Origin of the sequence: Streptomyces sp. So13.3 (assembly GCF_005860785.2) — a bacterium.
Lineage (GTDB): Bacteria > Actinomycetota > Actinomycetes > Streptomycetales > Streptomycetaceae > Actinacidiphila > Actinacidiphila fildesensis.
This window is the reverse complement of record NZ_CP048835.1, coordinates 6,132,557-6,145,901: the sequence shown is the minus strand read 5'-3', so window position 1 is coordinate 6,145,901 and position 13,345 is coordinate 6,132,557. Positions and strand designations below refer to the sequence as shown.

Here is a 13,345-nt window from a genome sequence, read left to right as displayed (position 1 = left end):
GATCAGCGGTTGTTGGTCCAGATGTTGCCCAGGTTCTGGGCGTGGGCGCCCGCCTGGCCCACCCCGAACTGGGCCCGCAGGCCCTGGCCGATCTCCGCGTTCTGCGGCGGCATCAGCTCGCTGGGCTGCACCAGGACGTATCCCTGGCCCACGAAGTTGAGCTCCCAGCCCTCTCCGGTGTTGCCGCGCCGGCGGTAGACCGAGGAACTGCTGGTCTGCGCCTGCATCTGGACCCGCAGCGAGGAGGACCAGGCGACCACCGCGTCGGCGTCGCAGGAGACGTACTTGTCCGGGGTCACCGGCATCAGCAGCGGCTTGCCCGAGGTCATCAGCGCGACCTTGCCCTGGCCCGAGATGTTCAGGTTGTAGGCGCCGGTGCCGGACAGGCCGAACTGGCTGTCCACGGCGATCACGTCCCAGTGCAGCCCGGAGTCGAGGGCGAGCACATAGGCGCTGTCCACGGTGAGGCCGTCATGGTCGACGTCCACGACGTGGATGTGCTGGGCCAGGTTGGCGAGGTAGACCGTGCCCTGCCCGGAGCAGCGCATCAGGTCCAGGCCCTCGCCGGTGGCCATGCGCGCGCCGCCCTGGTTGCGTGACTGGTACTCGCCGTCGAATTCGATCATGCCCTGGTAGGCGACCATCGCGCCCTTGCGGGCGAGACAGTCACGGCCGGAGTTGCCCTCCAGCTTGACCCGCAACAGGTACGGATTCTGGAGTGCGTAGAGGTCGTTCGACTGGACCTCGGTGTTCGCGAAAAGCGGGCTCTGCATATCGGTCGCTCCCCCTCAGCCCCGTGCCCGGAGGCGGTCTGTGCTGTCCTCGCTGGGCTGTACCACCACGAAGCCCTGGCCGGAGAACGCGATCTGGAACGCCTCGCCGCTGCCCCGCCCGATCAGGGAGGACGCCTTGAAGCTGCGCTTGGCCTTCATCTTGAGCCCCGACGACCAGGCGACGAGTGCGTCCGGGTCGACGTAGGTCTCGTCGGCGCCGCTTCCGCAGTCGACGACGATCGGTGTGCCGCGGGAGGTGATGGCGACCCAGCCGGTGCCCTTCACCCCCACGTTGAACAGGCCCTGGCCGGCGAACTTGGCGAGCCCCTTGACCCGCTCGACGCCCCACTGGAGGTGCGCGTCGAAGGCGAGCAGGTTGGTGCCGTTGACCGACAGGGACTCGTTGTTGAGATTGACGCACACCACGTCGGCGCCGTAGTCGGCCAGATAGAGCAGGCCGTCGCCGGTGCACTTCATCAACGGGGCGCCCTCACCGGTGAGCCACTGCGAGGCCATCTGCCGGACGGCCGGCGGATTGGGCTCGTACTGGACGAAGCCCTCGTACGCGACCATCGAGCCGGTACGGGCGAACAGGTCCTGGCCGGTCTGCATGGCGACCTTGAGCATCGCCGAGCCGTGGGTCTCCATCCGGGCCGACACCGGGGTCGGTGCGTAGCCCGCGATCATCTGCTGGTCCATTGCGGGTCACACCTCGTAGGGCTGGACGACGATGAAGTTGCCGGGAGCGCCGCGGAACTGGAGGTTCACGGTCTCTCCGCTGTGGCCGGGGTAGGCGTTCCTCCGCAGCCGGACCTGGCTGGAGATGATCACCTGGGAGGCCGCCGACCAGGCGACGATCGCATTGCAGTCCGCGTACGTGGTCGGGGTGACGGGCAGCACCACGGGGGTGCCATGGGTCTTGACGATGATCGTTCCGGTGCCCTGGAACTGCATCGTGAACAGCGCGCCGCCGGGGATGCCGTGGCCCTCGATCCTGCGCACCTCGTACTGCAGGCTCTCGTCGAAGGCGAGCACGTTCTCCGAGGAGACGCAGATGGCATCGCCCTGGAGTTCGATCGGGTGCAGGTGGGCGCCGTTCTCCGCGAAGAAGACCTGGCCCTGGCCGGTGCAGCGCATCAGCTGCATCTCCTGGCCGGTGGCGCCGCCGACGATCCGGCCGGCGAACCCGGCACCCTTGTAGCTGTATTCGACCTTGCCCTGGTACAGAACCATGCTGCCCTGGCGGGCGAGCACCGGCTGGCCGCCGGTCTGCGAGAGGTCGGCCCGCATCATCTTGTTGTTCTGCTGCGTCCACCGCTGGCCGGTGGGCGTCTCACGGAACTTCTGCATGGCGCCGGAGATCCCGCCGGCCGGCTGGCCCGCCTGCGGCTGGCCGTACGGTGCCGGCTGGCCCGGTACCTGGCCGAACTGCGGCTGGCCCGGCGGCTGGCCGAACTGCGGCTGCCCGTACTGCGGCGGGCCGGGCGGCTGGCCGAACTGCTGGCCGGGCACCTGTCCGGGGGGCGGCTGCGGCGGCGGGACCTGGCCGAACTGCGGCTGGCCGGGCGCCTGCGGCGGAGTGACCAGCGGCGCGATCATGGTCTGCTGCTGGTGGATCGACGGATTGCCCGGGGGCGGCGTGAACCCCTGCCCGGCGGCGGGAGCGCCGAACGCCGGTGCGGGCTGCGGGGCTCCGGGCGGAGCGCCGAAGGCCGGTGCGGGCTGCGGCGGGCCGGCCGCCGCGCCGAACGAGGGGGCGGGTGCGGCACCGCCGGGCGGCGGTGCGAAGCCCGGGGCCCCGGCCTGCTGCGGAGGCGCGGCGGCCGGCGCCTCTTCGGCGACCTCGCCGCCGAAGTTGCGCAGCAGCGCGTCCAGTCCGCCGTCGAAGCCCTGGCCGACGGCGGCGAAGCGCCAGACGTCCTTGAGGTACACATCGGCGAGCATCACCGCGCGCTCGGTGCTGAACTCGGCGCCGGTGAAGCTGTAGCGCGCGACTTCCTCACCGCCGGCGACGATACGGATGTACCCGGGTCCGACCTGCGACATCTGGCCGTTGCCGTCGATGGTCGCGGTGAAGGAGAGCTTGCGGATCTTGGGGGGAATCCGGTCGAGCGTCACACGGAAGGACTCGCTGTCCCCCGCCTGCGCGCCGAGCTGCTGGATGGATTCCTCGGGCGACTTGGGCTGGTTGAAGAAGATGAAGTAACTGTCGTCGGACAGCTGCTCCTTCTCGTCGAGCCCGAAGCAGCTGATGTCGAACGACAGGCCGGGTCCGGCGATCTGCACACCGATGTACAGATCCGTCCCCGCCGTGAGATCACTGATCTTGGCCTTGTGGCCACGCTGGAATTCCCTGGCCATACGAACGACCGTCCCCCATCCCGTAAATGCATGTGCGTTGCGACAGGCTAGCCCCTGGCCCCGACAGCGGCTATTCCTCGCGGGCGGTGGGCAGCTCCGGCAGCCGGCCGGCCGCCACGACCCCCTCGAGATATCCGCGGGCCCGTTCGGTCCGCGGATACGACTCCAGCAGCTTCCAGAAGCTCGGGCCGTGGCCCGGTACCAGCAGATGCGCGAGTTCGTGCAACAGAACGTAGTCGATGACGTACTCGGGCATGCCCTGCAGCCGGTGGGAGAGACGGATGCTGCCCTCGGAGGGGGTGCAGGACCCCCAGCGGGAGTTCTGGTTGGTGACCCAGCGGACGGTGTCCGGTTCCGCTCGGGCGTCCAGATACTGCTCGGAGAGCTGGGCGGCGCGGGTGAAGAGCTCGTCGTCGCCGAGCATCCGCTTGCTCTCCTGCGCCGCGAGTTTCTCGAGCATCACCGTCACCCAGCGTTGCTCCTCGGCGACCGACATCCGGGCCGGAATGAGGACGACGGTGCGGTCCCCCTCGCGGTAGGCCGAGACCGTCCGGCGCCTTCGGGCGCTGCGGCGCACTTCGACCTCACTCGTCCGGGAGGTGAGGGACTGCTGGCTGGAGAGGTCATGCGCGGGGTCGGCGGACACGCTCCGACGTTACCGGGTGGGGGTCCGCGAAGTCCCGTCCCCAGGCCGGTCGGCGAGGGAATCACCTCGCTTCGTGCGCATATTGAACGACTATCCCTCACAACCTGTGGATAACTTTTCGTCACCGTCGGCGTCCGCGTGCATTCTGTGACTGCCGCATTACAGCGATGCGGAAACTGGTGCGGATCTTGAATGGATTCGCGGTGATCCACCGGGGGTGGCCATGCGTCCCATGCTCAAAACCGCCATGCGGCGCAGTTGGCGCAACCGCGAGAGCGTGCAGTTCGGAATTGATCCGGCGCACGCGGTCGTCCTGGACTCGGTCGACGGCGCGGCGGCGGGATTCCTGGATCTGCTGGACGGCACCCGCGGGGCGGCCCTGCTGACCCGGGACGCCGAAGCGCTGGGGCTGGGAGCGCAGCAGGTCCGGCAGTTGCTGGGGCTGCTCGCCGAGGGCGGTGTGCTGGACGATGCGGCGGCGCATGCCCGGCTGTCCGAGGCGGTCCGGCACCGGACGGCGGCGATCGACCGGCTGCGGCCCGACCTTGCCGCGCTGTCCGTCGTGCACGCGGGTCCCGGCGGCGCGGCCGGCCGGATGCGGGACCGGCGGGCGGCGCGGGTGCGGGTCCGCGGCGCGGGCCGGGTCGGGGCGGCCGTCGCCGCGCTGCTGTCGGCGGCCGGCGTCGGCCGGGTGGAGGTGCTGGACGGCGGACGGGTCGAGCCGTGGGACGTGAGCCCGGGCGGCATCCCGGCCGAGCACATCGGTGAGCGGCGGGACGCGGCCGCCCGCGGGGCGGTGCGCCGGGCCGCGCCCGATCCGCGCGCGGCGGCGCTCGGCCGCCGGGGACCCCGGGCCGGGCGCGGGCCGGGCTCCGGCCACGGGCCCGGACAGGAGCCGGAGGATTCCCGGCTCTCGCTGGTCGTGGTGGCCCCGCGCGACGGGCTGGCGGCCTACGCTCCGGAGCCCCGGGAGGCGGAACGGCTGCTCGCGGCGGGCATCCCGCACCTCTATACGGGCGTCGTCGAAGGCATGGGAGTGGTCGGCCCGCTCGTCGTTCCGGGGCGTACCGGCTGTGCGGGCTGTCTGGCGCTGCGGCTGGCGGACGCGGATCCCGCGTGGCCGCGGATGCTCGCCCAGCTCCGATCGGGCCGGGCGCCCGCGGTTCCGGCCTGCGACATCGCCCTGGCGACGACGGTCGCGGGGCTCGCCGCCGCCCATGCGCTGGCCTTCCTCGACGGCGGAAGTCCGCCGAGTTCCGGGGCCCGGGTGGAGATCGCGCTGGCCCGGCTGTCCATGGAAGTACGACCGGTTCCCGGTGACATCAGATGCGGTTGTGGTGCGGGAAATGACCCGAGGGTGGTGCTGCCCGCCGCGCCGCGAGTGCGGAGAGGCACAATGGCCGGGTGACCGACGGGAATGAGGAGCGCATGTCTGATCTTCCTCGTAAGGCGGTGACTCGCACCGCGAAACTGGCCGCGCTCCCCTTGGGGTTCGCGGGCCGCGCCACACTCGGGCTGGGCAAGCGGCTGGGCGGTCGTCCTGCCGAGGTCGTCGCGAGCGAACTGCAGGAACGCACGGCCGAGCAGTTGTTCAAGGTGCTCGGAGAGCTCAAGGGCGGGGCCATGAAGTTCGGCCAGGCGCTGTCGGTGTTCGAGGCCGCGCTGCCCGAGGATGTGGCGGGTCCGTACCGGGCCGCGCTCACCAAACTGCAGGACTCCGCGCCGCCGATGCCCGCAAGCACCGTGCGCAAGGTGCTCACCGAGCGGCTGGGCGCGGACTGGCGGGAGCTGTTCACCGAATTCGACGAGACTCCGGCCGCGGCCGCCTCGATCGGCCAGGTGCACCGCGCGGTGTGGCACGACGGCCGGACGGTGGCGGTGAAGGTGCAGTACCCGGGCGCCGGGGCGGCCCTTCTCTCGGACCTGTCCCAACTGGGCCGGGTGGCCCGGCTGTTCGGCCCGCTGATCCCCGGGATGGACATCAAGCCGCTCATCGCCGAGCTGCGCGACCGGGTCTCGGAGGAGCTGGACTACGAGTTGGAGGCCCAGGCACAGCACGCCCACGCCGCGGAGTTCGCCGGCGACCCCGATGTCTCGGTGCCCGATGTGGTGCACCAGGCCGATCAGGTCCTGGTCACCGAGTGGATGGACGGCGTGCCCATGGCCGAGGTGATCGCCAAGGGCACCCAGGAGCAGCGGGACCGGGCCGGCCAGCTGCTGGCGCGCTTCCTGTTCGCGGGCCCGGCGCGTACCGGGCTGCTGCACGCCGACCCGCACCCGGGAAACTTCCGGCTGCTGGTGGACGACGGCCCCGCCGAGGGCTGGCGGCTGGGCGTGCTGGACTTCGGGACGGTGGACCGGCTGCCCGACGGGCTGCCGCTGCCGATCGGCACCGCGCTGCGGCTGGCGCTGGAGGGCGACGCCGAATCGGTGCACGCGATGCTCCGTCAGGAGGGCTTCGTCCGGCCGTCGATCAAGCTGCGCCCGGACGCGGTGCTGGACTATCTGCGGCCGATCATCGAGCCGGCCGGGTCCGAGGAGTTCACCTTCGTCCGCAGCTGGATGCGCGCCCAGGCGGCACGGATCGCCGATCCGCGCTCGCCCGCCCATCAGTTGGGCAAGCAGCTGAACCTGCCGCCGTCGTATCTGCTGATCCACCGCGTGACCTTGAGCACCATCGGCGTCCTGTGCCAGCTGGGCGCGACGGTGCGGCTGCGCGATGAACTGCTGGAGTGGCTGCCGGGCTTCGACGCCGATGGGGCGGCGGAGTCGGCGTAACCACGCGGCGGGCAGCTACCACCAGGAGGAGTCGAGACGACCTTCGATACTGCGGAGGTTCTCCCGGCCGCACCGGTCACAGAAATAGACGCGCCGGCTGTTCTCCACGGAGCAGGTCCAGGTGATCGGCAGACCCTCCTCGACGGCACCGCAGCGCGCGCACGTCGTTGTCTGGGCAGTCCCGACCCGGTTGTGCTGAGTCTTCTGGTCCACTTGGCGACGATACCTCTCCCAGTGCCCGTTAATACGCCGTAACGCACCGCGGGGCCGGTCCTTTCGGACCGGCCCCGCGGTGTTCGCTGTGGCACGGAGTGGTGTTGCTCAGCCGCTGGTGTGCGGCCGTTGGAGCGTGGTGGCCGCTGTTACTGCATGACGGCCATCGCCAGCGCACGGCGGGCGCGCAGCGAGACTCGTTCGGCCCGGCGCTGGAGTCGGCGGGCCGACACCACTCGAAGGGCCTGACGTTCGTGCTCGGCCTCGTAGAGGCGTTGTTGCATATGGGCACGTGCCAAGGCTTCTGGCATGAGTTGCATTTCGAGGTTCCTGTTCTGGCGGGCGCTGTACGCGCCGGAAGTGTGTCGGGAGGCTTCGGTGGCGTGCGCCACTTCTGTGGAGGGGTTCATGGGGACCTGCTTCTTCGGGTCGTGCGTCAGGGGTCGGTCGACTGTTCCTACGGCGCTGGTGTTCACACCGCTACTGCGTTCTTGCGCGGACGGCCACGGGGCCGCTTGCGGGCTACGACGACGCCCTGGATGAAGAGCTCTCCACCCCAGACGCCCCAAGGCTCACGGCGGTCCTTCGCACCGGCGAGGCAGGCCTCGCGGACGGGACAGGTCTGGCACAGCGACTTGGCGTACTCGACGTCGGCCGGGGACTCCGCGAAGAAGACCTCCGGGTCGTAGGTCCGGCAGGGGACGGGTACACCGAGGCGCTCGATTTCGTCATCGAGCTCGGTCAGGGGCAGCAACGGGACCTCCGAGTGGACCGCGGGCGGGGGGAGCTGGTCTGTGGGCGATACGGACGGGGCGTGCGGGGTGGCATGCACGGTCTTGGTGTTCCTCGTCTGTCTGGTCCGGCCGGTGGGCCGGTGGTTCGGCTGGAGAAAACAAAAGGGCCGCGGATCCCGGTCTGGGATTCCGCGGCCCTGGAAGGTGCCGGTCTGATCGTCGATCAGACTGGATCGCTCCAGGGTTCGAGCCCGCGGAAGGCCCACATCGAGAGGTGCTGCTGCTTCTGTCCATTTGTGCTGTGACCGGCACCGCCGGGCGTAAAGACATAGGCCGGGGCCTTCGTCTCCAGTACTGCCGATGCCTTGGTCGCTCGCTCGCTGCGCTCGCGGATCGAGAGTTCCGCGATGGAAGCCAGGCGCAGAGCCGGGGCACCGGACATACCGGTGCCAGGCAGCGGGGAGCCGAGCGGGCAGGTGGCGACGACGACCGGACGATCGGTCATTTTCACGTTCTCGAAGTTGATGGTCACGGGTCTTCGCCTCCTCTCGGCGTCTCGTAGGGCCTGTGGTGCTTGGTCAGTACATCACGATCTCCCCGGCTCTTGGAAGAGCCGCAGTGACCGTGCTCCGGAAGGCTATGGGGACTTCCTCGCCGGGCGCAAACTATTTTTCTGGTTCTTCTGCAACAGCTTCGTCACCGGCTACGGGGCCGGCATCCCCGCCGGTGCACAGCGCCAGGACCTCGGCGCCGTACTTGTCCAGCTTTCGGCTGCCGACTCCGGCGATCGCGGAGAGCTCGGCCGGTCCTGCGGGCCGGACCTCGGCGATGGCCAGCAGCGTCTTGTCGGTGAAGACACAGTACGCGGGCTGGCCCAGCTCCCTGGCCTGCTCCATGCGCCAGTCGCGCAGCCGCTCGTACAGCCCCTCGTCCAGATCGGACGGGCAGTCCTCGCAGCGCATCAGCTTGATCTCGCCGGCCTCCGACAGGGTGCGGCCGCAGACCCGGCAGCGCACCGGGCCACGCTTGCGCTTGGCGGCGGCCACTCCGCGCTCGATGCCGCCCGTACCGGCCGCGAAGCGGTTTCCGGTGCCGCGAGTCGCGGAACCGGGCCGCAGGCCGTCCAGGAAGCGTGAGGGCTTGCGGGTGGCGCGTCCGCCGGGCGAGCGGGAGAGCGCCCAGGACAGGAACAGATGGAGCCGGGCCCGGGTGACGCCGACGTACAGCAGCCGGCGCTCCTCCTCGACCTGCTCGTCGGTCTTGGCGTACGTGATCGGCATCATGCCCTCGGTCAGCCCGACGAGGAACACCGCGTCCCACTCCAGGCCCTTGGCGGCGTGCAGCGAGGCGAGGGTGACGCCCTCGACCGTCGGGGCGTGCTGGGCGCTCGCCCGCTCGTCCAGCTCCGCGACAAGATCCGACAAGGTGGCCTCGGGGCGGGCCAGCGCGAAGTCGTCGGCGAGCCGGACCAACGCGGCCAGCGATTCCCAGCGGTCCCGGACCGCGCCCGATCCGGCGGGGGCCTCGGCCGTCCAGCCGCGGGAGCTGAGGACGGCCCTGACGTGCTCGGGCACTTCCGTACCGGCCATCCCCGGATCGGAACCTGCCCCGGCCCGGGCGGCGCCGCGCAGCAGCAGCCCGGCCTCGCGGACCTCGGGGCGGTCGAAGAACCGCTCCGCCCCGCGCAGCTGGTACGGCACCCCGGCGTCGGCGAGCGCCTGCTCGTAGACCTCGGACTGGGCGTTGATGCGGTACAGGATGGCGATCTCGCTGGGGCGCACCCCGCCGGCGATGAGCTCCTTGATCCGGCGGGCGGTGCCCTCGGCCTCGGTGGGCTCGTCCACGTACTCGGTGTAGCCGGGCTCGGGGCCCGGCTCGCGCTGCGAGACCAGTTCCAGCCGGTGCTGGGCCGCCTGGCCCCTGGCCTGGGAGAGCAGCCCGTTGGCCAGCTGCACCACCTGAGGGGTGGAGCGGTAGTCGCGGACGAGCTTCACGACGGTGGCTTCCGGGTGCCGGGAGCGGAAGCCGAGCAGGTAGTCAGGGGTGGCGCCGGTGAAGGAGTAGATGGTCTGGGAGGCGTCCCCGACCACGCAGATGGTGTCCCGGCCGCCGAGCCACAGGTCCAGCAGCCGCTGCTGGAGCGGGCTGACGTCCTGGTACTCGTCGACGACGAAGTGCTGGTACTGGGAGCGGATGGTGTCCGCGACGTCCGGGCGCTCCTGCAGGACGCCCACGGTGAGCAGCAGCACGTCCTCGAAGTCGATGACGCCGCGGTCCCGCTTGAGCTGCTCGTACGCCGTGTAGATCTTGGCGATCTCGGCCGGGTCCCGGGGGACCTCACGGCCGGACTTCGCGGCGGCCGCCGGGTAGTCCTCGGGAACGGTCTGGGTGACCTTGCACCATTCGATCTCGCCCGTCACGTCCCGCAGCTCGCTGCGGTCCAGCCGGATCCGGCAGCGGGCGCCGGCCTCGGCGACGAGCTGGACCTTGCGCTCGACGAGCCGCGGCATCTCACCGCCGATGGCGCGCGGCCAGAAGTACTGGAGCTGGCGCAGCGCGGCGGAGTGGAACGTACGCGCCTGGACGCCGCCCGCGCCGAGCTGGCGCAGCCGGCCACGCATCTCCCCCGCCGCGCGGGCGGTGAAGGTGACCGCGAGCACACTGCCGGGCTGCAGTATCCCCGCCCGCACCCCGTAGGCGATCCGGTGGGTGATCGCCCGGGTCTTGCCCGTGCCGGCGCCGGCCAGCACGCAGACCGGCCCGTGCAGGGCGGTGGCGACCTCGCGCTGTTCGGGGTCGAGCCCGTCGAGCACGGCGTCGGGGGAATCCGGTACTGCGGGGAAGAGCGAGGTGTGCGTTGGTGCGGTCACCCCGCCATGCTGCCAGGTCCGCGGAGGCGGTCGGGAAAGTTATCCACAGCCGAGGTGCGATTGTCGGACCGCGAGCGGTGGTGCAGGGGTGAGATCGGGGAGTCCAGGAATGCCCGGAGCAGGGTCAGCGTTCTCCCGATCGACGATTCCACCTGCTTGTGAGGAGCGGACACCCATGTCGGGCACTGTGACGATGTACAGCACCACCTGGTGCGGCTACTGCCGTCGGCTCAAGGGCCAGATGGACCGCGAGGGCATCGGCTACACGGAGATCAACATCGAGAACGACCCGGAGTCCGCGGCGTTCGTCGAGAAGGTCAACGGCGGCAACCAGCTGGTCCCCACCGTCCTCTTCCCGGACGGCTCGGCGCTCCCGAACCCGTCGCTGGCGCAGGTCAAGCAGAAGCTCGGCGTCTGATTCCCCAGCTCGACGCCTGATCCCACCCGCATCCGCCGGGGCGCGACCGCGCCCCGGCGGAGTGCTGTCCGGGGTGCTGCTAGCCGGCGGCCGGGAACGGGCTGCCGTACCAGAGCTCCATCAGGCGGGCGGCGATCGAGATGCCGCCCGGCGGCAGGATCTCCCCGGACTCGATGCCCTTGCGCAGGTCCTCGCGGGAGAACCAGCGGGCCTCGTGGATCTCCTCGCCGTCGACCTGGATGTCCGGTGAAGTGGCGCGGGCCATGAAGCCGAGCATCAGACTCGACGGGAACGGCCACGGCTGGCTCGCGACATATGTCACGTCGCCGACCGCCACCCCCGCCTCCTCCGCCGTCTCGCGGACCACGGCCTGCTCCAGTGACTCGCCCGGCTCCACGAAGCCCGCGAGCGTCGAGAAGCGCCCTTCCGGCCAGTGCGCCTGGCGGCCCAGCAGTGCACGGTCCTGGTCGTCCGTCACCAGCATGATCACGGCGGGGTCGGTGCGCGGGTAGTGCTCGGCACCGCACGCCTGGCAGCGCCGGATGTGGCCGGCGGCGGCGATGACGGTGCGCTCGCCGCAGCGGGAGCAGAAGCGGTGCATCCGCTGCCAGTTCTCCAGCGCGACGGCGTGCGCCATCAGGCCGGCCTCCAGCGGGGAGAGCAGCCCGGCCACCTCGCGCAGCCCGGCCGCCCGTGCCACGTCGTCCATCCGTCCCGGCAGCGCGTCCTTCTGCAGCGCGAAGTACCGCACGCCGTCCTCGCCGATGCCGAGGAAGTAGCGGTGGGTCTCGGTCTCGGGCGCGTCGAAGGCCGGGACCATGACGAGTTCGGTGGTGCCGTCCTTCTCCTCGACCAGGACCTGGCCGCCGGAGACCACGAAGACCCGGGTCGTCGGATGGCTCCAGGCGGCGGCCAGCCAGGCCTCGTCGAGCCGGTGGTGGGCGGCGCGGTCCACGCCCGTCTGGGCGAGGGTCAGCGGCTGGGTTGACAGGTCGATCTCGGACAAGGCTGCTTCCAACTCCCCGTGCGTACCTGCGGTACGCGGTAGCGCGGCTGTCGTTGTCAGTGACTGGTGTCGGTGGGGCGCGCCGGTGGCGCCGGCGGTGTCACCCGGTGACGTCGGCGGAGGCCGGACGCCAGTTCTCGGCGAGGTCGCCCCACAGGTAGGCGGCGGTCTCCACACCCTTGAACAGCAGGTCGAGCTCGACCTTCTCGTTCACCGAGTGCCAGCCGTCGGACGGTACGGAGATGCCCAGGAACAGCACCGGCACACCCAGCACGTCCTGCAGATCCGCGGCCGGTCCTGAACCGCCCTCACGGGTGAAGAGGATCTCCTGCTGGAAGGCCCGGCCCATCGACCGGACGACCGACTGCAGTGCCGGGTGGTCCAGCGGGGTCAGGCAGGGGCGGGTGGTGCCCCAGAAGGTGACCTCGTGGCGGATGCCGTCCGGGAGCCGGGCGGCGACCCAGTCGGTGACGAGCTGCTGCACCGCGCCCGCGTCCTGTCCCGCGACCAGCCGGAAGGACAGCTTGAGGTGGGCGGAGGCCGGGACGATGGTCTTGCCGCCGGGGCCCTGGTAGCCGCCGTAGATGCCGTTGACCTCGGCGGTCGGCCGGGCCCAGATGCGCTCCAGGGTGGTGTGGTCCGCCTCGCCGAGCGCCCCGTGGGACTTGGCGGTGCTCAGCCAGCGCGACTCCTCGAACGGCAGCGCCGCGAAGAGCTCGCGCTCGCGGGCGGTCAGCTCGACGGCACCGTCGTAGAACCCCGGGATCGCCACCCGCCGGTCGTCGTCGTGCAGCGCGGCGACCAGCCGGGCGGCCTCGGTGGCGGGGTTGGGGACCGCGCCGCCGAACGAACCCGAGTGGATGTCCTGGTCGGGCCCGTACAGATCGACCTGGCAGTCGGCCAGACCGCGCATGCCGGTGCAGACGGTCGGGGTGTCCTCCGACCACATCCCGGTGTCGGAGACGATCACCGCGTCGCAGGCCAGCCGGTCGGCGTGCTTCCGGATCAGGGTGAGGAAGTTCGGCGAACCGGACTCCTCCTCGCCCTCGATCAGCAGCTTGAGGTTCACGGCCGGCGCGGTCCTGCCGGTCGCGGCGAGGTGGGCGCGCAGGCCCAGCGTGTGGAAGAGGACCTGGCCCTTGTCGTCGGCCGCGCCCCGGGCGTAGATCCGGCCGTCGGCGGTGTGCGGCTCGAACGGGTCGGTGTCCCAGCCGTCCTCGCGGGCGGCGGGCTGCACGTCATGGTGGCCGTAGACCAGCACCGTCGGCGCCTGCGGATCGCCGGACGGCCACTCGGCGAAGACCGCCGGCAGCCCGTCGCTCTCCCAGACCTCGGCGGTCGGGAAGCCGGTCTCCGCCAGCTTCGCCGCCAGCCATCGCGCACTGCCCAGCACATCGTCCGCGCGGTCGGGGTCCGCGGAGACGGACGGGATCCGCAGCCACTCGACGAGGTCGGCGAGGAACGCGGAACGGTGGGCGTCGATGTAGGCGTGGACTGCGCTGTCCGGGGCGGTACTCATGACGTCGAGCCTAACCGGCGCGCCGGA

At 71.0% G+C, this 13,345-nt stretch carries 14 protein-coding genes; 3 read left to right on the top strand and 11 right to left on the bottom strand.

All coding sequences use genetic code 11. The annotated features are described in order from the left end of the window. Positions 1 to 2: 2 nt before the first annotated feature. From C8250_RS27800 to C8250_RS27785, 4 genes are all read right to left on the bottom strand, one after another. Entirely contained in the window at positions 3 to 773 is a 771-nt protein-coding gene (locus C8250_RS27800) for an AIM24 family protein (RefSeq protein WP_138350949.1), read from the bottom strand. 15 nt (positions 774 to 788) lie between these two features. Further along, positions 789 to 1,472 carry an AIM24 family protein gene (locus C8250_RS27795; protein WP_138350950.1) on the bottom strand — a complete coding sequence of 228 codons (684 nt, stop codon included), beginning with the start codon at positions 1,470 to 1,472 and terminating at the stop codon, positions 789 to 791. Positions 1,473 to 1,478: 6 nt separating this feature from the next. After that, entirely contained in the window at positions 1,479 to 3,134 is a 1,656-nt protein-coding gene (locus tag C8250_RS27790) for a TerD family protein (protein ID WP_138350951.1), read from the bottom strand. Between the two features lie 70 nt (positions 3,135 to 3,204). Continuing rightward, on the bottom strand, positions 3,205 to 3,780 hold the full coding sequence (locus C8250_RS27785; RefSeq protein WP_138350952.1) for a M48 family metallopeptidase: 576 nt from the start codon (positions 3,778 to 3,780) through the stop codon (positions 3,205 to 3,207). Between the two features lie 223 nt (positions 3,781 to 4,003). Between C8250_RS27785 and C8250_RS27780 the strand changes: the two genes are divergently transcribed. Continuing rightward, complete coding sequence (locus C8250_RS27780) at positions 4,004 to 5,188, top strand: TOMM precursor leader peptide-binding protein (protein ID WP_138350953.1); 1,185 nt, start codon at positions 4,004 to 4,006, stop codon at positions 5,186 to 5,188. 20 nt (positions 5,189 to 5,208) lie between these two features. Next, the gene (locus tag C8250_RS27775; RefSeq protein WP_138350954.1) at positions 5,209 to 6,558 is read left to right on the top strand and encodes an AarF/ABC1/UbiB kinase family protein; all 1,350 of its coding nucleotides are present in this window, start codon (positions 5,209 to 5,211) and stop codon (positions 6,556 to 6,558) included. Between the two features lie 15 nt (positions 6,559 to 6,573). Here C8250_RS27775 and C8250_RS27770 read toward each other — a convergent pair whose 3' ends face one another. From C8250_RS27770 to C8250_RS27750, 5 genes are all read right to left on the bottom strand, one after another. After that, a complete protein-coding gene (locus tag C8250_RS27770; RefSeq protein ID WP_138350955.1) occupies positions 6,574 to 6,771 on the bottom strand; it encodes a hypothetical protein in 198 nt (65 codons plus the stop codon). A 149-nt stretch (positions 6,772 to 6,920) separates the two neighbouring features. Beyond that, positions 6,921 to 7,247, bottom strand: coding sequence for a hypothetical protein (locus tag C8250_RS27765; RefSeq protein WP_138350956.1), 327 nt, complete (start codon positions 7,245 to 7,247; stop codon positions 6,921 to 6,923). After that, positions 7,244 to 7,603, bottom strand: a complete 360-nt coding sequence (locus tag C8250_RS27760; protein ID WP_138350957.1) for a WhiB family transcriptional regulator — start codon at positions 7,601 to 7,603, stop codon at positions 7,244 to 7,246. Before C8250_RS27760 ends, C8250_RS27765 begins: the two co-directional genes overlap by 4 nt. Positions 7,604 to 7,728: 125 nt before the next feature. Then, complete coding sequence (locus C8250_RS27755; RefSeq protein WP_138351080.1) at positions 7,729 to 8,010, bottom strand: hypothetical protein; 282 nt, start codon at positions 8,008 to 8,010, stop codon at positions 7,729 to 7,731. A 160-nt stretch (positions 8,011 to 8,170) separates the two neighbouring features. After that, positions 8,171 to 10,375, bottom strand: coding sequence for an ATP-dependent DNA helicase UvrD2 (locus C8250_RS27750; protein WP_138350958.1), 2,205 nt, complete (start codon positions 10,373 to 10,375; stop codon positions 8,171 to 8,173). A 175-nt stretch (positions 10,376 to 10,550) separates the two neighbouring features. Here C8250_RS27750 and C8250_RS27745 point away from each other — a divergent pair, with 175 nt between their 5' ends. After that, a complete protein-coding gene (locus C8250_RS27745) occupies positions 10,551 to 10,793 on the top strand; it encodes a mycoredoxin (RefSeq protein ID WP_138350959.1) in 243 nt (80 codons plus the stop codon). Between the two features lie 79 nt (positions 10,794 to 10,872). On the opposite strand, the gene nudC is transcribed toward C8250_RS27745, so the two are convergent. Beyond that, a complete protein-coding gene (gene nudC / locus C8250_RS27740; RefSeq protein WP_232484650.1) occupies positions 10,873 to 11,811 on the bottom strand; it encodes an NAD(+) diphosphatase in 939 nt (312 codons plus the stop codon). A gap of 88 nt (positions 11,812 to 11,899) precedes the next feature. Further along, positions 11,900 to 13,318 carry a M20/M25/M40 family metallo-hydrolase gene (locus C8250_RS27735; protein ID WP_138350960.1) on the bottom strand — a complete coding sequence of 473 codons (1,419 nt, stop codon included), beginning with the start codon at positions 13,316 to 13,318 and terminating at the stop codon, positions 11,900 to 11,902. Positions 13,319 to 13,345 lie beyond the last annotated feature (27 nt).